Here is a 20,166-nt window from a genome sequence, read left to right on the forward strand (position 1 = left end):
AGTGGATTCTCGGGCGGTCTGCGGCGTTGCAACATCAGCCAAGGCATCAGCCTTGGCCTGGATGTTGCGCCTTGCATCCCATCCCGATAATCCACTTGCGCGACCCCACATAGATCGTAAACAGGTTCTTACTGTGCAGGCGCGGCCGGCTGTCCGCCGGGATCCTTGAGGCCGAGCAATGCCGCGAGGGCCGGGGTGCGCAAGGCGCCTTCCTGCGTGACCACGGCGCCAGTCTGTGCATGCGTGCCAACGATGGTCGGGATGGAAGCAAAGCCGAAACGGTTCATCAATTCGGTGTTCTTTGCCACCGAGGCCTTTTGCATATCAATATTGCTGCCGGGATTGATGCCGCCCCGCTTGGCGAGAAGCGAGGTTTCGTGCTCATCCATTACGGCAATAGGGTCAGCAGCCGCCAGCAGGGTTGCCCCTTGGGAAGTACTGGACGAATTCAGGATACCCACCGGTATCCAGACAAATCTGGCTTGCGACTTCAGGGGTTTGGCAGCGTTCCACAAGGCGGCGCAATGCGGGCACTGGGCATCAAAGAAAACATACACAGTGCGCGTGCTCAGGGTTGAGCCGACGGTAAAGCCCTTGGCCTCTGCGGCAATGGCGTCTATTGAGACCGGCGTGGCCGCAGCTTTTGCCGCAGTTGTGCCCGACGCTGCGTCCGGAGCGTCATTGCAGCCCGAAAGCAGCAGGCATGCAGCAATGAGCGGGGCGGAGAAGAATTTGAATCTCATGGCAGGTTGGAATGAGCAGCGGAAAAGTGTTGGAAATGGGGTTGGAAATAGAGAGCAATAAAGACAAGGATAGCGCAGGGCCCGGTGCTCGTCTGTCATCGAATTCTGTACCCTTCTAGATGCAATACGGTTCAGTTAGCACACCGCGTGCATTGCCGCTCATCTCCTTCCCCCGCTTGGGGGAAGGCCGGGATGGGGGCTCACGGCGTGGGCATCGGGCCGCCGTGCTGACCTGGTCGTCGCTGGCCCCCACCCAACCCTCCCCCGGAAGGGGAGGGAGCTTCATGGGTCCTTGATTGAACCGTATTGCTTCTAGATGCCACCGTGTTTCCAGCCAGGCGGCGCGCAGCGCCTACTTGGGTTGTTGGCCCATCCCGGGATTGTCGGCCAATGGGTCGGCCGGATTGCGCGCCTGCGGGGGTGACCTGTCGTCGTCGAACAGGCCGGGCGCATCGCCAATCTGTGCGCCCTCGATCTGCAGCATGCGCAGCTTGGTTGCCACGCCGCCGCCGGCCGAGAAACCTCCCGAGCGGGCGCCCACGGCCAGCACGCGATGGCAGGGCACGACGGGCGCAAAGGGGTTGTGCCCCAAGGCCTGCCCCACTGCGCGGGCGGCGCCCGGCTCGCCGATCCGCGCGGCCACTTCACCATAGGTGAGCGTGCGGCCCGGCGCAATGGCGCGAGCGACCTCATACACACGCCGGTGAAACGGCGGCACATCGCTCATGTCCAGCGCGATGTCGCTCAGGTCGTCCCGCTCACCGTTCAGCAGGGCCGTGATGCGGGTGATCGCGGCCTGGGCTTCGGGCGAAGGGGGCATTTCATGCATCCGCGGAAACAAGCGTTTCATGCGGGCGCGGGTCTGCGCCAGGCTGTGCTCGGGCAGCAGCAGGCCGACCAGCCCGCGCTCGCCCCAGGCGATGCCGCAGTGGCCAATGGGCGTGTCAAAAAGAGCGAAGCCTTCGGTTGCCATGAATCATGATTATGGAAGCTTCCGGGCACGAATGCTCAGTCCGGAAAATCCTGGCAAGGGCTGCAGGCCAATGTTTTATACAAGCCGACTAACCCGGCATGCCAACCGTCAAGGCGGCACCTCACCTTGACCTGCTGCGCGCAGCTCGTCAACCACCTCAAGCCGCGCGCAAAGCCTGCTTGAGCTGCTGTCCAATTTCAGGCTTGTCGGCGAACGGGTCGGTCGGATTGCGCGCCTGCAGCACATCCTCGAGGCGGGTCTGTACCGAATGGATGGCCTTGGGGTGGCTGTAGATGTAAAACTGGTTGGCCGCGATGGCGTCAAACACCAGTTGTGCAACATGGACTGCGGTGACCTTGCCGGAACCGACGGCCTTGCCCGTCATGGCCTGCTGGATCATCTGGCTCTTGGTGGGCTTGTTGCTGGCAAGCTCCGCCGGGCGGTTGCGGTGACTCATGCCGATGCCGGTGGCCACAAAAAACGGGCACAGCACCGACGCCCCGATCTGGTCGGTCACCAGCGACAAGTCCTGGTACAGGGTTTCGCTCAAGGAGACCACGGCATGTTTGCTCACGTTGTACACGCCCATGTTGGGTGGGTTGAGCAAGCCGGCCATGCTGGCGGTGTTGACGATATGGCCTTGCCAGGCGGGATCTTTGGCCGCAGCCTCCAGCATCATGGGCGTGAAGATGCGCACGCCGTGCACCACACCCATGACGTTGACGCCCAGCACCCACTCCCAGTCCTTGACGGTGTTTTCCCAGATCAGCCCGCCGGAGCCGACCCCGGCGTTGTTAAAAACAAAATGCGGTGCGCCAAAGCGCTCAAACACCGCCTTGCCCATGGCCTCCATCTGTTCGGCACTGGAAACGTCCAGCCTGAAGGACAGCACCTGGGCCCCGGTGGCCTTGATCTCGGCGCTTGCCTGGTCCAGCGCATCCTGCTGCACATCAACCAGCACTAGGTTCATGCCCAGTTTGGCGCCCAGGCGCGCGCACTCCAGGCCAAAACCTGACCCCGCGCCGGTCAGTACCGCAGTTTTTCCTTTGAAATCCGTGATCATCTATCGCTCCTTCATACCTGAAATTTAAAAAAAACCTTAAGCCGGGCGCAGCATTTCGATGTGGGGAATGTCGTCCTCGCTGTAGGGTTCCCCTGTTTTCACGAAGCCATGCTGCCGGTAAAACTGCTCCAGCCGCGCCTGGGCGCCGATCCGGATGGGTTGGTGGCCCCAATGCTCCGTCACACTCGTGATGGCCTGGCGCATCAGCGCATGGCCCGCCCCGCTGCCACGCCGCGAGCCATGCGTGACCACGCGGCCTATGCTGGCCTCGGTAAATTTCACGCCGGCCGCAAAGCAGCGCGCATAGGCCGCCAGCTGGCCGGACACCGTGCCCAGCAAATGCATAGCCTGGGCGTCCGCACCATCGATGTCCTGAAAGACACAAGCCTGCTCGACCACAAAAACCGCACTGCGTAACTGCAGTACCTCGTACAGCTCCCGGCTGGTCAGCGCGTCAAAGGGAACAAATCGCCATGTGATCTCGCTCATGCGGGGGTGGCCGCTTTCAGCGAATAACCGATGCGCGGGAAGTGCACATGAACCGTGCCAGCCCGCTCGTCGGTGCGGCGCAGGGTGAAGTGCATGCGGGTGGCGGCGATCAGCTCGCCCTCGGTGGGCTCGGGGCCAAAGCTCTCGCCGCTGACCAGCACCCGGCTGCCCAGGGGGATGCCGTGCTCATCCTGAAAAATATCGTCGTGCAGCGGCGCCGGCGTAGAGGCGGTGGCCACGGCAATGGCCTCGGTGGAGCTGAATTTCTCCATGCTGCCGTGGCCAATGGCGGCCATGCGGTCCATCCATTCCAGCACGGCGGGCGTGGCGTTCAGGATGTCTGCCAGCACGGACGTGCGCACGCGGGTGAACCACAGCGGGTGGTACATCGCAAAGTCGGCGATGCACGGCACCTCCCCCAGCAGAAATGGCAAGTCATCGAGCATGTCGGATATCCGGCGCAGGTAGGACCTGTAAGCCGCTGCCGCGTCAGCCGGGCGCAGACGCGGCATGCCCGCGCTCATGGCCTTGCGGTCTTCGCCAAAGGCTCGGGCCGCGTCGGGCCCGGCGTTGCCAAACATCTGTGCCATGCCCTTGGGCTGCGTGTTGAAGGCCATCGACGTCCAGAACAGCGTGTGGTCGGCCCAGTGCGCCAGGATGCGCGCCAGGCCCTTGCTCGGCTCCGGGTAGAGCTCGGGCATGGGCCGCAGGTGCTCCAGCACATCGCAGATCAGGGCGGAATCGCAGTAAATGTCTGCGCCTATTTGCAGCACGGGGGTCTTGCGGTAGCCGCCCGTCAGCGCCAGTACGTCGGGTTTGGGCATGATCATCGGGATGACGACGGACTTCCAGGGCAGGTTTTTGTAGCCCAGAATCAAGCGGACTTTCTCGGAAAAGGGCGACGTCGGGTAGTGGTGAAGAATCAGCTCTTGCATGGATGTCTCCTGGATCTCTCTGTGTCTATCGGGGCATCGCCCGAGCGATGATGCCGTCGAAATCGGTGCCCGCAGCCAGCGTGCCGAAGGCCTGGCCCCAGTTGCCGGAAATGCGCGAATCGCAAAATGCGCTGAACACCGGAGGCGGTGCTACTTGGTACAGCAACGACGCCTGCACGGCTAGCGCAACATCCTGCGCCAGCCGGCGGGCCTCCAGTTCGGTGGCCATGTTCTCCACCCGGGCCGGCAAGGCGGTGGCGAGGCGGTCCAGCGCCGGGTGCGCACCTTTGGCGGGTGATAGCTCATGCTCCAGTGCCGCCACGGCATCGGCCTTGCGCAGGGCGCGCAGCAAATCCAGCGCCATGATGTTGCCGGCGCCCTCCCAGATGGAGTTAAGCGGCATTTCGCGGTAGATGCGCGCCATGACGCCAGCGCCACCCTCCTCCACATAACCGTTGCCGCCCAGGCATTCCATGGCTTCCTGCGCAAAATGGCTGCCGCGCTTGCAGATCCAGAACTTGGCGATCGGGGTGAGCAGGCGCGCCATCACCGCTTCGTGCGCGTCAGCGGCCTTGTCGAACGCACGGGCCAGGCGAAGAGCCAGCGCCGTGGCGGCTTCCGACTCCAGCGCCAGGTCGGCCAGCACGTTGCGCATCAGCGGCTGGTCTATCAACAATTTGCCGAAGGCCTTGCGCTGCGACGTGTGGTTGAGCGCGAGACTCAAGGCCTGGCGCATCAGGCCGCTGGTGCCCAGGGCGCAGTCCAGCCGCGTCATGGTGCCCATCTCCAGAATTTGCGGAATGCCGCGGCCTTCTTCGCCAACCAGCCAGGCCTGGGCACCCTCGAACTCCACTTCGGAACTGGCATTGGCCTTGTTGCCCAACTTGTCCTTGAGGCGCTGGATACGGATGGCGTTCATGCTGCCATCAGAAAGAACGCGCGGCAGGAAAAAGCAGCTCAAGCCAGCCGGGGTTTGGGCCAGCACCAGGAAAGCGTCGCACATGGGGGCCGAGAAAAACCATTTGTGGCCCGTCAGGGTGTAACGCGCTCCCCAGCCGTCATGGCCCGCGGGCTCGGCGCGCGTGGTGTTGGCCCGCACGTCCGAGCCACCCTGCTTTTCGGTCATGCCCATGCCCATGGTGAGGCCGGCTTTGCCCTGCCATGGCTTGAGTTCAGGGTCATAGGCGCGGCGGGTAAGCCCGGGAGCCCAGTCGGCATAGATGGCTGGGTTGCTGCGCAACGCCGGCGTGACCGCATAGGTCATGGAAATCGGGCACAGCACCGATGGTTCGAGTTCCGTGAAGAGCATGAAGCCAGCGGCGCGTTCGACGTGCGGGGAGCCCTCACCCCTGCCCTCTCCCAGAGGGAGAGGGAGAGAATTCGCCGCGCTTACCCCCTCTCCCTTTGGGAGAGGGCTAGGGTGAGGGCTCCCCCAGGGCGTGCCATGCAGGCCCGCGCCTGTGGCCAATTTCATGAGCTCGTGGTAGCTCGGATGAAACTCCACCTGGTCCAGCCGTCGGCCAAAGCGGTCGTGGCTGTGCAGCTCGGGAACATGAATATTTGCCAGCCGCGCATGTGTTTGCATTTCTGCACTGCCCAGCGTGGCGCCCAGGGCTGCCAGCTCGGTGGTGTCCAGTGCCGGTGCATTGAACTTCAGCGCGTCGCGCAATGGCCGGTTGGTTTCGAACAGGTTGTAGCCTGCCAACGGCTCCGGCTGGTTGAAGACTTCATGGGTGATGTCCATGGCACGACTCCTGGCCTGATGGCTACAGGCTAAATAAGCTTGACCAGCTGTTTGCCGAAGTTCCTGCCCTTGAGCAGACCAAGGAAGGCCTCGGGTGCGGCTTGCAGGCCCTGCGCAATGGTCTCTCGCGGCTTGAGCTTGCCGGTGGCCACCAGCGTGCCGAGTTCTTTCAGGGCTTCAGGCCAGACCTCCATGTGTTCGCTGACGATAAAGCCCTGAACCTTCAGACGGCTCCGCAAGATCAGCGCCGGATACGTGATGGGCGTGGGCTCACCGTCGTAGCCCGCGATCATGCCGCACACGGCAATGCGGCCAAAGTCGTTCATCAGCGGCAGCACGGCATTGAGCACCATGCCACCCACATTTTCAAAGTAGCCGTCAATGCCGCTGGGGCAAGCCTGTCGCAGGGCCGCGGAAAGCGATGCGGCATCCTGGTGCTGTTTGTAGTCAATACAGGCATCAAAGCCCAGTTCCTTCTCCGCATACCGGCACTTTTCCGGGCCGCCCGCTATGCCCACGGTGCGGCAGCCGCGTGCTTTGGCCAGCGCGGCAAAGGCGCTGCCCACGGCCCCTGTCGCGGCACTGATGGCAACAGTTTGACCCGCCTTGGGCTCGATGATTTTCACCAATCCATAGTACGCCGTGACGCCCGGCATGCCCACTGCGCCGAGGTAATACGAGAGCGGCACATGCGTGGTGTCAACCTTGCGCAGTGCCCCGGGTTGTTCGGCATCGACCACGCTGTACTGCTGCCAGCCACCCATGCCGACGACCTGATCGCCCGGCTGAAACTTCGGCGAGCGGCTTTCCACCACCTCACCGGCAGTGCCGCCAATCATGACTTGCCCCAGCGGCTGCGCTGCGGCGTAGTTTTTGCTGTCGTTCATGCGACCCCGCATGTAGGGGTCCAGGCTCAAAAAATGATGGCGCACCAGCACCTGACCGTCCTTCAGGGCGGGTGTTTCGCTACTGACCAGCTTGAAGTTACCGGCAACGGCTTCGCCTGTGGGCCGGTTGTCCAGCAGGATTTGTTGATTGATGGGCATGGGAGTCTCCTGGAAAGGATTTTTTCGGTTCTATCAATGCTATATTTTTGATAGCTTACAGCGACCATTCCTGAAAGGCTTGATCCGGGTTTGATCCGGGTTTGACATCCAAAAAAGTTCAGTCCGTCGAGATGGGACTGACGGGCGCATTGAGCCCATTGGCGGCTTTAGGCCCCGTTGGCAAGCGCTTGACGTATTTGAAGGTGCCCGTGGCGTGTGCGCAGGCGCGGCCCTTGTCGTCGTAGAGCGTGGCTTCTGTGAACGCCATCGTGGCGGTGCGGTGCATGAGCCGGCCCTTGCCCGTGAGCTTGCCGCCGTCGCCCGGTGCGGGTTGCATGAAGCTGGTCTTCATCTCGATGGTGACCACGCCCATGTCTTTTTGCACGCTGCGCGCGGCAGTGGCCATGGTCACGTCCAGCAACGTCATGACCGCGCCACCGTGCGTGACGGAAAACGAGTTCAGGTGTTCCGGCCGCGGCGTGTAGCCAATGGCAGATTCACCCCCCTCAAACAGCTCCAGCTGGAAGCCCAGATGGGTGACGAAGGGGATTTCGGCGCCAAAATTCATCACAAACTCCTGATCAGCCGCCCGTGACGACACTCACGCCACCATCCACCGCCAGCCACTGGCCAGTGATGTGCTTGCCTGCATCTGACGCGTAGAGCACACACAGGCCCTTGAGGTCTTCGTCATCGCCCAGGCGGCCCAATGGCGCGTGGGCGGCGAGTTTTTCTTCGCCCAGTGCCTTGAGCGTGCCCACGGTCATCTTGCTCGGGAAAAACCCGGGGCAAATCGCGTTGACGGTGATGTTGTACTTGCCCCATTCGCAACCGAGGGCGCGGGTGAAGTTGATGACCGCGCCCTTGGACGTGTTGTAGGCGACGGTGGTCATCTCGGGCGGGTTGCCGCCCAGGCCGGCGATGGACGCCACGTTGATGATGCGGCCGGACTTGCGCGCAATCATGCTGTGCTTGGCGATGTGCTGTGAGAGGATGAAGTAACCGCGGATGTTGAGATTCATCACCTTGTCCCAGGCCTCCACCGGATGGTCTTCGGCTGGCGCGCCCCAGGCGGCACCGGCGTTATTGACCAGGATGTCCACGTGGCCCAGGCGCTTGATGGCTTCATCAGCCAGCGCGCGGATGTCTTCTTCCTTCGAGCAGTCGGCGGCAATCCAGTCGACGTCAATGCCGGCCGCTTTCAACTCGGCTGCGGACTCCACCAGGTCTTCGGCCTTGCGTGAGCTCAAAATGACTTTGGCGCCGGCTTCACCCAACGCCTGTGCCATCTGCAGGCCCAAGCCGCGCGAGCCGCCCGTGACAAGTGCGGTTTTGCCTGTGAGGTCAAACAGCTGTTGAATGGAACGGGGCTTGCTGGCAGTCATGGGTCGTCTCCTATGATGGTTGAATTTCGTAATCAGGCACGGTTCGGGTGTCGCGCAAGGCGCCCAGGCCGCTGCTTGCTGATCAGCTGGTGATGAGGGTGATTCCGGTAGGCCGCCAAAGCGGCGCTGGTGTCGACACTGTTTTCAGCGTTGTTTTCAAACACTGAGTAAAGCACAACATTGCGGCCGGCTTCCAGTCCGGGTGTCCTGATGGCGACTTCAAATGCGTGCATTCCCGGCACCAGCTGGCGGCAATTGCCCAGGTGCAGGTGCGCCTTGAAATCGGGGGCATTGGCGGCGTCTTTGAGTATTTGCATCACGATGTGCCTGATCATGGCCCGACCTTGATTCTGGAGCGGACATAGATCAGGATGAAACCGAGCCCAGCCACCACCGCACCGCCCACCACCAGCGACCAGCCCAGTGCCTCATCCGTGCGCTCCACCGACAGGCCCAGGACGAGCGTCAGCAGGCCGCCATAGATCAGGACCCAGATCAGGCCTTGCAGGCGCGCCACGGATTTGCTGGAAGCGGTTGTGGACGACGGTTTGAAAAAAGCCATTAAAACGCCTCCTCAGGCAAGTCGGCACAGGTCAGGTCGCGCGTTTCAGCCACCCGGAGCCAGGCTTCTATTTTGGGTAGCTCGTAATGATAAAAATAACGGGTGGCCGCCAGTCTGCCCACAGTGGCAGCTGTCGATTTTGCAGAATCGGCGGCCAGAGCCGCCAGCGCCACGTCGAGCCAGACCCAGGCCAGCACGGTATGACCGAAGCCCTGCATATAGGGTACCGCATTGGCGAGGGCCTCGCCAGCCTTGCCGCTGGCCCAGGCGGCTTGGGTGGCGCGGCCAACCCGCTGCAGGGCCTTGCCCAACGCATGGGCATGGGTTGCCAGTTCGGGCACCTGGGCGGTTTTTTCCACCGTGGCATTGATGCGCGCCCCCAACAGTTGCAGGCCCCTGCCCCCTTCCATCAACACCTTTCGCCCCAGCAAATCCATCGCCTGGATGCCGTGGGTGCCTTCGTGAATCATGTTCAGGCGGTTGTCACGCCAGTATTGCTCCACCGGAAAGTCGCGCGTATAGCCATAGCCGCCATGCACCTGGATGGCCAGCGAGTTGGCCTCCAGGCACCATTCGCTGGGCCAGCTTTTGGCAATGGGCGTCAGCACTTCCAGCAGCAGGCGTGCGTCGTCGGCGGCTTGGGGCTCGCCAGTATGGTGTTCGTCGACCAGGCGGGCGCAATACAGCTCCAGCGCCAGCGCGCCTTCGCAGTAGGCCTTTTGCGCCAGCAGCATGCGCTTGACGTCGGCATGCTCGATGATGCGGATTTGCGGCTGGGCAGCATCCTTGCCACCGGGGCCCACGGGCCGGCCCTGGGGTCGGTTCCGGGCATAGTCGAGGCTGGCGTAATAGCCCGCCATGCCCAGCATGGTCGCCGCCGTGCCTACGCCGATGCGCGCCTCGTTCATCATGTGGAACATGCAGCGCAGCCCTTCATGTGGCTTGCCGACCAGGTAGCCGACGGCACCCGCCTCGCCGTTTACCGGGTACTTGCCCTCGCCGAAATTGAGCAGCGTGTTGGTGGTGCCGCGCCAGCCCAGCTTGTGGTTCAGGCCGGCCAGCGCCACGTCGTTGCGAACGCTGGTGAGCTGGCCCGCTGGATCGACCAGCTTCTTGGGCACGATGAACAGCGAAATGCCCCGCGTTCCCGGAATCAGCTTTCCGTCGGGGCCGGGGATTTTGGCCAGCACCAGATGGATGATGTTCTCGGTCAGCTCATGCTCGCCGGCCGAAATCCACATCTTGTTGCCCTTGAGGCGATAACGCGGGCCAAGCGGGTCGGCTTCAAAGCCTGCGCCATCCGGCACGGCACGCGTGATGACGTCACTGAGGGATGAACCGGCCTGCGGCTCCGACAAGCACATGGTGCCCGAGAAGCGCCCCGAAAATTCATTCCTGGCAAACACGTCCTTTTGTGCGTCGGTGCCATGCACCATCAGCAAATTGGCATTGCCTGTGGTCAGCATGCCCGAGCCGATGCTGACCGAGGCCATGGCAAAGAAAGCATTGGCAGCGGCTTCCACGGTGTAGGGCAGCTGCATGCCGCCTACTTCATAGTCCTGCGCGGCGCTGAGCATGCCCGAGGCGGCATAGGCTTTCTGGGCATCGTGCGTGGCCTGCGGGAGGATGACTTTTTCGCCGTCGAAGTGGGGCTCCTGGGTGTCGACCGTGCGATTGAACGGCGCGTATTTTTCGCGGGCAATGCGCTCGCAGGTATCGAACACGGCGTCAAAGGTCTCGCGCGAGTGGTCGGCAAAGCGTTCGCGCCGGTTCAGCGACTCGGCGTCCAGCCACTGGTAAAGCAGGAAATCAAGGGTGGGCCTGAGGCTCATGGCGAGCTCCCCGGCACACATGAAGGCGGCAAGGCAGGAAACGCCTGCCCTTTCTGAAGGAGCAGGGTTTCATTCATGGTGATTGCCCGGTTTAGAGGACTTCGTAAACGCCGGCCGCACCCATGCCACCGCCAATGCACATGGTCACACAAACACGCTTGGCACCGCGGCGCCTGCCTTCAATCAGGGCATGGCCGGTGAGGCGCTGACCCGTGACACCGTAGGGATGGCCGACGGCAATCGCACCGCCATTGACATTGAGCCTGTCCATGGGAATGCCCAGCTTGTCGGCGCAGTACAGCACCTGCACAGCAAAGGCTTCGTTCAGTTCCCAGAGGTCGATGTCGCTGATCTTCAGGCCCAGCTTGGCCAGCACCTTGGGAATGGCGAAAACCGGACCGATCCCCATTTCGTCGGGCTCACAGCCAGCCACCGCAAAGCCAAGGAAGCGGCCCAGCGGTTTCAGGCCCTTTTTCTCGGCCACTTTTTCGTGCATCACCACCACGGCGCCGCCACCATCGGAGAACTGGCTGGCATTGCCGGCCGCAATGACGCCGCCGGGGATGGCTGGCTTGATGCCGCTGATGCCTTCCTTGGTCGTGCCTTCGCGAATTCCCTCGTCCTTGCTCACGGTGACCTGTTTGGTGGTCAGACCCATCACCGGATCGGCTACGCCGGCTGTGACGGTAATGGGTGCGATCTCGGCTTCAAAGCGGCCGGCAGCCAGTGCAGCCGTGGCCTTTTGCTGGCTGAGCGCACCGTATTCGTCCATGCGGTCGCGCGAGATGTTGTAGCGCTTGGCGACCTGCTCGGCGGTTTGCAGCATGTTCCAGTAAATCTCGGGTTTGTTTTTGGCCAACCAGCTTTCCTGAAGCATGTGGGTATTCATTTCCTGCTGCACGCAGGAAATACTTTCCACGCCGCCAGCCACGTAAATATCGGCCTCGCCGGCGATCACGCGCTGCGCTGCCAGCGCAATGGTTTGCAGGCCGGATGAGCAAAAACGGTTAACGGTCATGCCCGACACGCTGACCGGGCAACCGGCGCGCAGCGCAATCTGGCGCGCAATATTGGCACCGGTGGCGCCTTCGGGTGTGGCGCAGCCCATGATGACGTCGTCAACTTCGGCCGCTTCAATGCCGGCGCGCTTGAGGGCATGCTCTACGGCGTGGCCGCCCAGGGTGGCGCCGTGCGTCATGTTGAAGGAGCCCTTCCAGCTTTTGGCCAGGGGCGTGCGGGCGGTGGAAACAATAACGGCGGATGTCATAAAAGTTATCCCTTCTTGAATAAATCGGTCAGCTTCGGGGCTGACCCTGCAAATGTCCGGACCAAAAGCCAGCTACAAATCGTGGGCGCAAAAAAAGCCATGTGGCTGAGTCCCCATGCCCAGGCCCACTCTTCTCCAAATCGCGAACCGGGTGAGTCAAAGTTGCCGATCACAAAGATGCCGGCCATGCCGACCCAAAAAGGGCATAGCGCGGCCATGTACCAGCACAGCGTCTTCAATGGCGGACTGGACAGGCTCTGGGACGCCTGCCCCAGGACACCGAGCGTCACAAACGAAGCCAGTCCGTAGGCGAAGAAGCCAGTCATGCCGCGGCATCAGTTGAAAGTTTTGCCTTCTGCAGCAAGCCTGGCCAGCAACGGTGCCGGTTTCCAGAAACTTGCATCATCCAGCGGATTTTGCGCAAAGCGGTTCATGCTCTGCACCACGTTGAAGAGGCCCATCTGATCGGCGTACAGCATGGGGCCGCCACGGTGGACCGGGAAGCCGTAACCCATGATGTAGACCATGTCGATGTCGCTGGCCTTGGAGGCGATGCCCTCCTCCAGGATGTGCGCGGCCTCGTTGACCAGCGAATACACCAGGCGCTGCACGATTTCCTCGTCGGAGATCTTGCGCGGCGTGATGCCCTGCGATTTGCGGTGGTCCTCGATCATCTTGACGACCTCGGCGTTCGGGATCGCGTCGCGCTTGCCAGGCACGTAGTCGTACCAGCCGGCGCCGGTTTTCTGGCCGAAGCGGCCTTTTTCGCACAGCAGGTCGGCGGTCTTGCTGTACCTCATGTCCGGTTTTTCGGTGTAGCGGCGCTTGCGGATAGCCCAGCCGATGTCGTTGCCGGCGAGGTCGCCCATGCGGAAGGGCCCCATGGCGAAACCAAACTTTTCAATCGCCTTGTCGACCTGCTCGGGCGTGCAGCCTTCGTCGAGCAGGAAGCCGCCCTGGCGGCCGTACTGCTCGATCATGCGGTTGCCGATAAACCCGTCGCAAACGCCCGAGACCACGGCCGTCTTCTTGATCTTTTTGCCGAGCGCCATCACGGTGGCGAGTACGTCCTTGCCGGTTTTGGCGCCGCGCACGACCTCCAGCAACTTCATCACGTTGGCGGGGCTGAAGAAATGCATGCCCACCACGTCCTGGGGGCGTTTGGTGAAAGCGGCGATCTGGTTGACATCCAGCGTCGAGGTGTTGGAGGCCAAAATGGCGCCCGGCTTCATCACGCGGTCCAGTTCCTTGAAAACCTTTTCCTTGACGCCCATTTCCTCAAAGACGGCCTCGATCACCATGTCGGCGTCTTTCAGGTCGTCGTAGCTCAGTGTGGTGCTGAGCAGGCTCATACGCTGCTCGTACTTGTCCTGCTTGAGCTTGCCTTTTTTGACCTGCGCTTCGTAGTTTTTGCGGATAGTGGCAATGCCACGATCCATCGCTTCCTGCTTCATCTCCAGCATCTTGACCGGGATGCCGGCGTTCAGGAAATTCATGGAGATGCCGCCGCCCATGGTGCCGGCACCAATCACGGCAATCGATTTGATTTCGCGCTTGGGCGTATCTTCCGGCACGTCGGGGATCTTGGAAGCGGCCCGCTCAGCCATGAAAATATGGCGCAGCGCACGGCTTTCAGGTGTCCACATCAGGTTGATGAAAAGCTCGCGCTCAAACGCCAGACCGTCTTCAAATTTCTTTTTGGTGGCAGCTTCCACGGCATCCACGCATTTGAGCGGTGCGGGGAAATTCTTCGCCATGCCCTTGACCATGTTGCGGGCAAACTGGAAGTAGGCGTCGCCATCGGGATGCTTGCATGGCAGGTTGCGCACCAGCGGCAGCGGGCGTGTGTCGGCAATCGACTGGGCAAAGGCCAGGGCTTCTTCTGCCAGCGACTCCGGCGAGGCGGCCATCCTGTCAAACAGCTTCTGTCCCGGAATCTGCGCCAACAATTCGCTTTTGACGGGCTCCCCACTCACAATCATGTTCAGAGCGGGTTCAACACCCACTGCGCGCGGCAGACGCTGGGTACCTCCTGCGCCAGGCAACAGGCCCAGCTTGACCTCGGGCAATGCCACATTGCAGCCAGGTGCCGCGATGCGGTAGTGGCAGCCCAGGGCCAACTCCAGTCCGCCACCCATGCAGACCGTGTGGATGGCCGCCACCACGGGCTTGGCTGAATTTTCAACCGCGCGAATCACGCTGAGCAGGTTGGGTTCCAGCAGCGCCTTTGGGGTGCCAAATTCCTTGATGTCGGCGCCGCCTGAAAAGGCCTTGCCCGCGCCGGTCAGCACAATGGATTTGACGGCCGCGTCGGCGTTGGCTTTTTGCAGGTTGTCGGTGATGCTGAAACGGGTGGCATAGCCGAGGCCGTTGACGGGCGGGTTGTTCAGCGTGATCAGCGCCACCGTGCCGCGAACTTCGTAATGGGTTGTCATTGCGGTTGTCTTTCCTTGAGTGAAGTTTCAGTTGTTTCGGCCCCAGGGTGAAGCACCCCGCCAGAAAAATAGTACGACCGTTCTTTTTCTTATTGTAGGGTGGCTGCGCAGCCGTACAAGCGCAATACCGCCCCTATTTGTCCCAGCGGTGACAACCTCTGGGACTTTCTTACACTTCCAGCCATTCTTTTCGGATGTACGCGTCGGCCCGCAGGCTGTCGGGCGTACCGTGAAACACGATGCTGCCATGCCCCATGACCAGCGCCCGGTCGGAAATCGCCATGGCGATGGTGAGCTTCTGCTCGATCAGAAGCACCGAAACGCCCTTGGCCTTGAGCGTTTGCAAATATTGGCCGACCAGTTCCACAATTTTTGGCGCCAGGCCTTCTGTGGGCTCGTCAATGATGATGAGGTCCGGGTCGCCCATGAGCGTGCGGCACAGCGTGAGCATCTGCTGCTCGCCACCCGACAAAACCCCGGCTTCGGTGTGCTGGCGCTCCAGCAGCCGCGGAAACATGGTGTACATGTCCTTGAAAGACCAGCGCGATCCTTTTCCAGACCCTTTTTGACCCAGCAGCAGGTTTTGATGCACCGTCAGCTTGGGAAAGATGTCGCGGTTTTCCGGGACGTAGCCAATACCGAGATGCGCAATCTGGTAGGCCTTCTTTCCGACGATTTCCTCTTTTTTCCAGAGGATGGAACCCTGGCAGTCCACCAGGCCCATGATGGCCTTGGCCGTGGTGGAACGCCCCGAGCCATTGCGGCCCAACAAGGCCACGATTTCGCCCGGTTGCACATCGAACGAGACGCCGTGCAGCACATGGCTCTTGCCGTAGAAGGCATGGAGGTTTTGAATATTCAGCATGCAAGGCTCCGACGGGCCGCCCCCAGGCAGCCTTGGGCCCCCGAGGGGCTGGAGCCTGTGGCTCCGAATCTGCTTGAGCAGGTTTGGACAGGCGACAGAGGCGAAGCGTCTGGCGAGTCGCGGCCTGCAAGGCCTCGCGTATTACACGGAGTGAAGAGCGTGGGGGTCATTCTTAGTGCCCCCCTGCCTGTGCATCGGCAACAGATGAGCCCAGGTAAGCTTCCTGTACGCGCTGGTCTGCACGCACCGCTTCGGGCGTGTCATACGCGATGATTTCGCCATACACCACCACCGCAATCTTGTCGGCCAGGCCAAACACCACGCCCATGTCGTGCTCCACGGTCAGCAGCGTCTTTCCCACCGTGACTTCCTTGATCAGGTTGATGAAGCGGCTGGTTTCAGAGCGGCTCATGCCGGCGGTGGGCTCGTCCAGCAGGATCACGCTGGCGCCGCCGGCGATGGTGATGCCTATTTCCAGCGCGCGCTGTTCGGCATATGTCAGGTTGGTGGCCAGCACGTCATGCTTTTTCTCAAGCTTGATCATGGCCATCAGTTCTTCGGCCCGTTCATTGGCGTCATCCAGGTCGGCCAGGAACCTGAGGAAAGTGTATTTGTAGCCCAGGCTCCAGAGCACGCCACAGCGCAGGTTTTCAAACACGCTGAGCTTGGGAAAGATGTTGGTGATCTGGAAGCTGCGCGACAGGCCCATGCGGTTGATCTCGAAAGGCTTCTTGCCATCAATGCGCTGGTTATTGAGCAGCACCTGGCCACTGGTGGGCTCGAAGCGGCCACTGATCAGGTTGAACAACGTGGACTTGCCCGCGCCGTTCGGCCCGATGATGGCCACCCGCTCGCCCGCCGCGACTTTCAGGTTGGCGCCGCGAATGATCTCGGTCTTGCCGAAGCTTTTGCGCAGGTCTTTCAGTTCGAGAGAACAAGTGCTGGCGGCGGCAGCGGTGGCAATTTCAGGAGAGGCCATGGTCATAGCAGCTCCCTTCGCTTGATTTCTTTTTCAATCTCATTTTGTACGTCGCCCCATTGCCGCAGGAATTGGCGGCGCGTGAGTTCAAACAGTCCCAGGCCGGTCAGCAACACAAAACCTGCTCCCAGCCAGCTGTTGATGTTGAGGGCATTCAACCGGATCCCCATGAACCCCAGCCCGGCGCCGAGGGCCGCGTTGAGTTGCAGGTGATACACCATCTCCACCATGGCCGCCGCACCGGCCAGCGTCACCAGCGCCGTGACGGCCAGGCCCAGGTACCCCACCCAAAGTTCCTTGAGCTTTCCAAAGGAGGCCACACGCAAATTCATCATGATGAGGCTGGCGAGGCCACCAGGCGCATACATCACCATGAAGAGGAAGATGAGGCCGACATACAGCAGCCAGGCCATCGAGAGTTCGGAAAGGAGGATGAGCGCGAGCACCAGCAGGCCCGCGCCGATGATGGGGCCAAAAAAGAAGGTGGCACCGCCCAGGAAGGTGAACAGCAGCAAGCTGCCCGAACGCACGCCGCTGACCACCTCCGCCGTGACGATCTCGGAGTTGATGGCCGCCAGCCCTCCCCCGATGCCTGCAAAAAAGCCCGCAATGATGAAAGCGTAGTAGCGCACCCGCTGCGTGTTGTAGCCAATGAACTCCACCCGTTCGGGGTTGTCGCGCACCGCGTTCAGGATGCGGCCCAACGGGGTGCGGGTGAAGGCAAACATGGCCGCCGTGCAGATAAAGCAATAAAACGCGATCAGGTAATAGACCTGGATCTGCGGCCCGAAGCTGACGCCCAGAAACGGCTTGCCATAAGCGCGGTTGGTGGTAATACCGCCCTCACCGCCAAAAAACTCGGGGAACATCAGCGACATGGCAAATACCAGCTCGCCCACGCCCAGCGTGATCATGGCAAAGGTCGTGCCCGCTTTTTTGGTGGTGACATAGCCCAGTAAAGCCGCAAAAAACAGGCCTGACAGACCACCCACCAGGGGAATCAGCGACAGGTGAATGTAGAAGCTGCCTTTGGCTGCCATGTTCATGGCATGAACGGCGAGGAAAGATCCCAGGCCCGCATACACCGCGTGGCCAAAACTCAGCATGCCGCCCTGCCCGAGCAGGATGTTGTAGCTCAGGCAGATGATGACCAGGTAGCCGGCCTGCGACAGCATGGTGAGCGCCAGGCTGCTTTTGAACAGCAATGGCGCCACCACCAGCAGCAACGCGTAAAGCGTCCACAGCAGCCAGCGGCCGACGTTGTAAGGTTTGAATTCGTAAAAATTTTTTGTCATGGGCAGGACTCCGCCGGGCCGCCCCAAGGAGGCCTCGGCCCCCTCGGAGGGCAGTGCAGCGGCAACGCCGCAAACGTGGGGGTAAACATTTTTTTATCCTTCTCGCGTGCCGAGCAGGCCTTTGGGACGGAAGATCAGGATCAGCACCAGGAACAGGAAGGGCAGAATCGGTGCGACCTGCGAAATGGTGAGCTTGAGCAGCGGATAGCCAAAGGTTTCCGGCGTCACGGCGTAGCTGAATCTGGCGAGCAAGGTGATCAGGGACTGGTCCATGGCAACCGCAAAGGTCTGGATCAGCCCGATCAGCAGCGAGGCCAGAAATGCGCCGCTGAGCGAACCCATGCCGCCCACCACTACCACCACAAAAATGATGGCTCCCACAGAACCGGCCATTGCGGGCTCGGTGACAAAGGTATTGCCGCCAATGACCCCTGCCAGGCCGGCCAGCGCAGCGCCACCGCCGAATACCAGCATGAACACTCGCGGCACGTTGTGGCCCAGCGCTTCAACGGTTTCAGGGTGTGTGAGCGCGGCCTGGATCACCAGGCCGATGCGGGTGCGCGTCAGCAGCAGCCAGATGCTGGCCAGCATGACCATGGAGATCAGCATGATGAAGGCGCGGGACTTGGGAAAGTTGGTGCCGAACACGGTAAACAGCGGCCCTTGCAGACCCTCAGGCAGCAAATAGTTGACGGCCGAACGGCCCCAGACCAGCTGCACCAGCTCCAGCAGCAGATAAGACAACCCAAACGTGACCAGCAACTCGGGGACATGGCCGAACTTGTGCACCCTGCGCAGGCAGAAACGCTCAAAGGCGGCGCCCATGGCAAACACCAGCAAGGGCGCCACCAGCAAGGACCACCAAAAACCTATGACCTGTGATGTGCTGTAGGCGATGTACGCCCCCACCATGTAAAACGACGCATGGGCGAAATTAAGAACACCCATCATGCTGAAGATCAGTGTCAGCCCCGAGCTGAGCATGAACAGCAGCAGCCCGTAGCTGAGGCCATTGAGCAGCGAGATGGTGAAGAACTCCAGGTTCATCGGTAGCAGCCCCGGGTAAAAAGTAAAGAAAAAGGCCCGAGGTTTGGTCGGGCCTTGGCCTTGGATGTCAGGACCTCAGTCCATCAACGCATCAGGAAGGACGCTTCATCTGGCAGGAGGTCGGCGTGCTGGCCACGTAGGGCTCGTAGTACTTGATCGGTACAAAGGTGTAGCCCGAGCTCTCGGCATCGTAGGGGAATTTGCCACCGGCCTTCTCCCAGCGCGAGATAAACAAACCCTGCTGCAGCTGGTGGTCGGTCTTGCGCATTTCAACGTCGCCATTAAAGCTCTTGAAGCGCATGCCTTCCATGGCCTTGGCAACGGCAGCGGGCTCCGTGGATTTGGTCTGGGCCATGGCTTCCACCAGAATGGCAAAGGCGTGGTAGACCGCACCGGTGTACCAGTCGTCATTGAATTTTTTCTTGTAGTCGACCAGAATTTGCTGGGTTTCACCGCCCATGTTCAAGTGGTTGTAAGACACCTGGTAGACGCGGCCGGCCGATGCAGCCCCCATGGCGGTAGGTGTACCTGATACCCCGCCATAGTAGGTGTAGAACTTGACGTTGTTCAGACCCGCTTCGTTGGCGGCCTTGATCAGCAGCGTCAAGTCTGAGCCCCAGTTGCCGGTGATGACCGAGTCAGCGCCCGACTGCTTGATTTTGGCGATGTACGGTGCGAAATCGCGCACCTGCGCCAGCGGGTGCAGGTCCTCACCGACGATCTGGATATCCGGGCGTTTGGCCGACAGGTTTTGCTTGGCAAACCGGGCAACTTGTTGACCGTGTGCATAGTTCTGGTTGATCAGGTAGACCTTCTTGATCTCGGGCTGGTCTTTCATGAAAGCTGTGAGCGCTTCCATTTTCATGGAGGTGTCGGCATCCAGGCGGAAGTGCCAGTAATCGCATTTGCTGTTGGTCAGGTCCGGGTCCACCGCGGCATAGTTCAGGTAGACAACTTCCTTGCCCGGATTGCGCTCGTTGTACTTGGACAGCGCATCGATGATGGCCAGTGCCGGGCCGGAGCCATTGCCTTGCACCACGTAGCGCGCGCCCTGGTCAATCGCGGACTTCAGCGCATTGGTCGTTTCCTGCGGGCTGAGCTTGTTGTCGATGCCGATGATCTCGAACTTGACGCCGGCCTTGTTCTTTTTGTTGAAATGCTCAGCCAGGAACTGAAAGCTCTTGAGCTGGTTGGTACCCACCGCAGCCATCAGGCCGGACAGTGGATCAATCCAGGCCACCTTGACCGTCTGATTGAGATTCACAGCAGTTGTGGTTGCCGGCGCAGGTGCAGCCGCCTTGGCAGGACTGACGGCAGGCTTGGCAGGTGCTTGAGCCAGTGCCAGGCCGCTGTACAGCATGGCCGATGCGGCCACGGCAAAACCAAAATGCCGACGAAAAAAATGGCGCTGGGTTGTCATCCCTTGTCTCCTGAAAATTTATTGAATTACGAATCAAATCAACTGCAAATCAGCAGCGAACGGGCAAAGGTTAGGGCAAACAATGC

The 20,166-nt window shown here is 61.1% G+C and carries 20 protein-coding genes; all 20 read right to left on the reverse strand.

Annotation, left to right across the window (positions count from 1 at the left end; all coding sequences use genetic code 11):
- Positions 1-128: 128 nt before the first annotated feature.
- The 20 genes from AC1DUB_RS20725 to AC1DUB_RS20820 all read right to left on the reverse strand — a co-directional run bounded on the left by AC1DUB_RS20725 (position 129) and on the right by AC1DUB_RS20820 (position 20,080).
- Positions 129-743, reverse strand: coding sequence for a thioredoxin fold domain-containing protein (locus tag AC1DUB_RS20725; protein WP_477731084.1), 615 nt, complete (start codon positions 741-743; stop codon positions 129-131).
- 352 nt (positions 744-1,095) lie between these two features.
- A complete protein-coding gene (locus tag AC1DUB_RS20730; RefSeq protein WP_477731085.1) occupies positions 1,096-1,716 on the reverse strand; it encodes a methylated-DNA--[protein]-cysteine S-methyltransferase in 621 nt (206 codons plus the stop codon).
- 157 nt (positions 1,717-1,873) lie between these two features.
- Positions 1,874-2,779 carry an SDR family oxidoreductase gene (locus AC1DUB_RS20735; RefSeq protein ID WP_477731086.1) on the reverse strand — a complete coding sequence of 302 codons (906 nt, stop codon included), beginning with the start codon at positions 2,777-2,779 and terminating at the stop codon, positions 1,874-1,876.
- Positions 2,780-2,815: 36 nt separating this feature from the next.
- Complete coding sequence (locus tag AC1DUB_RS20740; RefSeq protein ID WP_477731087.1) at positions 2,816-3,268, reverse strand: GNAT family N-acetyltransferase; 453 nt, start codon at positions 3,266-3,268, stop codon at positions 2,816-2,818.
- Positions 3,265-4,203: a glutathione S-transferase family protein gene (locus AC1DUB_RS20745; RefSeq protein WP_477718154.1), complete on the reverse strand. Its 939-nt coding sequence runs from the start codon at positions 4,201-4,203 to the stop codon at positions 3,265-3,267. Before AC1DUB_RS20745 ends, AC1DUB_RS20740 begins: the two co-directional genes overlap by 4 nt.
- A gap of 25 nt (positions 4,204-4,228) precedes the next feature.
- Positions 4,229-5,947, reverse strand: a complete 1,719-nt coding sequence (locus tag AC1DUB_RS20750) for an acyl-CoA dehydrogenase family protein (protein WP_477721658.1) — start codon at positions 5,945-5,947, stop codon at positions 4,229-4,231.
- Between the two features lie 29 nt (positions 5,948-5,976).
- On the reverse strand, positions 5,977-6,993 hold the full coding sequence (locus tag AC1DUB_RS20755) for an NADP-dependent oxidoreductase (RefSeq protein ID WP_477718152.1): 1,017 nt from the start codon (positions 6,991-6,993) through the stop codon (positions 5,977-5,979).
- Positions 6,994-7,111: 118 nt separating this feature from the next.
- Positions 7,112-7,561 carry a PaaI family thioesterase gene (locus tag AC1DUB_RS20760; RefSeq protein WP_477718151.1) on the reverse strand — a complete coding sequence of 150 codons (450 nt, stop codon included), beginning with the start codon at positions 7,559-7,561 and terminating at the stop codon, positions 7,112-7,114.
- A gap of 13 nt (positions 7,562-7,574) precedes the next feature.
- On the reverse strand, positions 7,575-8,378 hold the full coding sequence (locus tag AC1DUB_RS20765) for an SDR family oxidoreductase (RefSeq protein WP_477731088.1): 804 nt from the start codon (positions 8,376-8,378) through the stop codon (positions 7,575-7,577).
- A gap of 32 nt (positions 8,379-8,410) precedes the next feature.
- Positions 8,411-8,695: an antibiotic biosynthesis monooxygenase family protein gene (locus AC1DUB_RS20770; protein WP_477731089.1), complete on the reverse strand. Its 285-nt coding sequence runs from the start codon at positions 8,693-8,695 to the stop codon at positions 8,411-8,413.
- Positions 8,696-8,709: 14 nt separating this feature from the next.
- On the reverse strand, positions 8,710-8,940 hold the full coding sequence (locus AC1DUB_RS20775) for a hypothetical protein (RefSeq protein WP_477718148.1): 231 nt from the start codon (positions 8,938-8,940) through the stop codon (positions 8,710-8,712).
- Entirely contained in the window at positions 8,940-10,772 is a 1,833-nt protein-coding gene (locus AC1DUB_RS20780) for an acyl-CoA dehydrogenase (RefSeq protein ID WP_477731090.1), read from the reverse strand. The genes AC1DUB_RS20775 and AC1DUB_RS20780 overlap by 1 nt, the downstream gene beginning before the upstream one ends.
- 91 nt (positions 10,773-10,863) lie before the next feature.
- A complete protein-coding gene (locus tag AC1DUB_RS20785) occupies positions 10,864-12,039 on the reverse strand; it encodes an acetyl-CoA C-acyltransferase (protein WP_477731091.1) in 1,176 nt (391 codons plus the stop codon).
- Between the two features lie 5 nt (positions 12,040-12,044).
- A complete protein-coding gene (locus tag AC1DUB_RS20790; RefSeq protein ID WP_477731092.1) occupies positions 12,045-12,365 on the reverse strand; it encodes a hypothetical protein in 321 nt (106 codons plus the stop codon).
- A 9-nt stretch (positions 12,366-12,374) separates the two neighbouring features.
- On the reverse strand, positions 12,375-14,474 hold the full coding sequence (locus AC1DUB_RS20795; protein WP_477731093.1) for a 3-hydroxyacyl-CoA dehydrogenase NAD-binding domain-containing protein: 2,100 nt from the start codon (positions 14,472-14,474) through the stop codon (positions 12,375-12,377).
- Positions 14,475-14,643: 169 nt separating this feature from the next.
- Positions 14,644-15,339: an ABC transporter ATP-binding protein gene (locus AC1DUB_RS20800; protein ID WP_477731094.1), complete on the reverse strand. Its 696-nt coding sequence runs from the start codon at positions 15,337-15,339 to the stop codon at positions 14,644-14,646.
- 172 nt (positions 15,340-15,511) lie between these two features.
- Complete coding sequence (locus tag AC1DUB_RS20805) at positions 15,512-16,318, reverse strand: ABC transporter ATP-binding protein (protein ID WP_477731095.1); 807 nt, start codon at positions 16,316-16,318, stop codon at positions 15,512-15,514.
- A gap of 2 nt (positions 16,319-16,320) precedes the next feature.
- A complete protein-coding gene (locus AC1DUB_RS20810) occupies positions 16,321-17,613 on the reverse strand; it encodes a branched-chain amino acid ABC transporter permease (protein WP_477731096.1) in 1,293 nt (430 codons plus the stop codon).
- Between the two features lie 93 nt (positions 17,614-17,706).
- Positions 17,707-18,660: a branched-chain amino acid ABC transporter permease gene (locus tag AC1DUB_RS20815; RefSeq protein WP_477731097.1), complete on the reverse strand. Its 954-nt coding sequence runs from the start codon at positions 18,658-18,660 to the stop codon at positions 17,707-17,709.
- A gap of 91 nt (positions 18,661-18,751) precedes the next feature.
- On the reverse strand, positions 18,752-20,080 hold the full coding sequence (locus AC1DUB_RS20820) for a branched-chain amino acid ABC transporter substrate-binding protein (protein WP_477731098.1): 1,329 nt from the start codon (positions 20,078-20,080) through the stop codon (positions 18,752-18,754).
- Between the last annotated feature and the right edge of the window lie 86 nt (positions 20,081-20,166).

The sequence above is a fragment of the Polaromonas sp. P4_F9 genome (assembly GCF_056401235.1).

Bases quoted from the DNA above. Each gene is read 5' to 3' on its own strand.
- AC1DUB_RS20770 (WP_477731089.1), bottom strand. From the start codon at position 8,695: ATGCAAATACTCAAAGACGCCGCCAATGCCCCCGATTTCAAGGCGCAC.
- AC1DUB_RS20725 (WP_477731084.1), bottom strand. From the start codon at position 743: ATGAGATTCAAATTCTTCTCCGCCCCGCTCATTGCTGCATGCCTGCTG.
- AC1DUB_RS20765 (WP_477731088.1), bottom strand. From the start codon at position 8,378: ATGACTGCCAGCAAGCCCCGTTCCATTCAACAGCTGTTTGACCTCACA.
- AC1DUB_RS20800 (WP_477731094.1), bottom strand. From the start codon at position 15,339: ATGCTGAATATTCAAAACCTCCATGCCTTCTACGGCAAGAGCCATGTG.
- AC1DUB_RS20810 (WP_477731096.1), bottom strand. From the start codon at position 17,613: ATGACAAAAAATTTTTACGAATTCAAACCTTACAACGTCGGCCGCTGG.
- AC1DUB_RS20750 (WP_477721658.1), bottom strand. From the start codon at position 5,947: ATGGACATCACCCATGAAGTCTTCAACCAGCCGGAGCCGTTGGCAGGC.
- AC1DUB_RS20755 (WP_477718152.1), bottom strand. From the start codon at position 6,993: ATGCCCATCAATCAACAAATCCTGCTGGACAACCGGCCCACAGGCGAA.
- AC1DUB_RS20815 (WP_477731097.1), bottom strand. From the start codon at position 18,660: ATGAACCTGGAGTTCTTCACCATCTCGCTGCTCAATGGCCTCAGCTAC.
- AC1DUB_RS20775 (WP_477718148.1), bottom strand. From the start codon at position 8,940: ATGGCTTTTTTCAAACCGTCGTCCACAACCGCTTCCAGCAAATCCGTG.
- AC1DUB_RS20780 (WP_477731090.1), bottom strand. From the start codon at position 10,772: ATGAGCCTCAGGCCCACCCTTGATTTCCTGCTTTACCAGTGGCTGGAC.
- AC1DUB_RS20745 (WP_477718154.1), bottom strand. From the start codon at position 4,203: ATGCAAGAGCTGATTCTTCACCACTACCCGACGTCGCCCTTTTCCGAG.
- AC1DUB_RS20790 (WP_477731092.1), bottom strand. From the start codon at position 12,365: ATGACTGGCTTCTTCGCCTACGGACTGGCTTCGTTTGTGACGCTCGGT.
- AC1DUB_RS20820 (WP_477731098.1), bottom strand. From the start codon at position 20,080: ATGACAACCCAGCGCCATTTTTTTCGTCGGCATTTTGGTTTTGCCGTG.
- AC1DUB_RS20785 (WP_477731091.1), bottom strand. From the start codon at position 12,039: ATGACATCCGCCGTTATTGTTTCCACCGCCCGCACGCCCCTGGCCAAA.
- AC1DUB_RS20735 (WP_477731086.1), bottom strand. From the start codon at position 2,779: ATGATCACGGATTTCAAAGGAAAAACTGCGGTACTGACCGGCGCGGGG.
- AC1DUB_RS20805 (WP_477731095.1), bottom strand. From the start codon at position 16,318: ATGGCCTCTCCTGAAATTGCCACCGCTGCCGCCGCCAGCACTTGTTCT.
- AC1DUB_RS20795 (WP_477731093.1), bottom strand. From the start codon at position 14,474: ATGACAACCCATTACGAAGTTCGCGGCACGGTGGCGCTGATCACGCTG.
- AC1DUB_RS20740 (WP_477731087.1), bottom strand. From the start codon at position 3,268: ATGAGCGAGATCACATGGCGATTTGTTCCCTTTGACGCGCTGACCAGC.
- AC1DUB_RS20730 (WP_477731085.1), bottom strand. From the start codon at position 1,716: ATGGCAACCGAAGGCTTCGCTCTTTTTGACACGCCCATTGGCCACTGC.
- AC1DUB_RS20760 (WP_477718151.1), bottom strand. From the start codon at position 7,561: ATGAATTTTGGCGCCGAAATCCCCTTCGTCACCCATCTGGGCTTCCAG.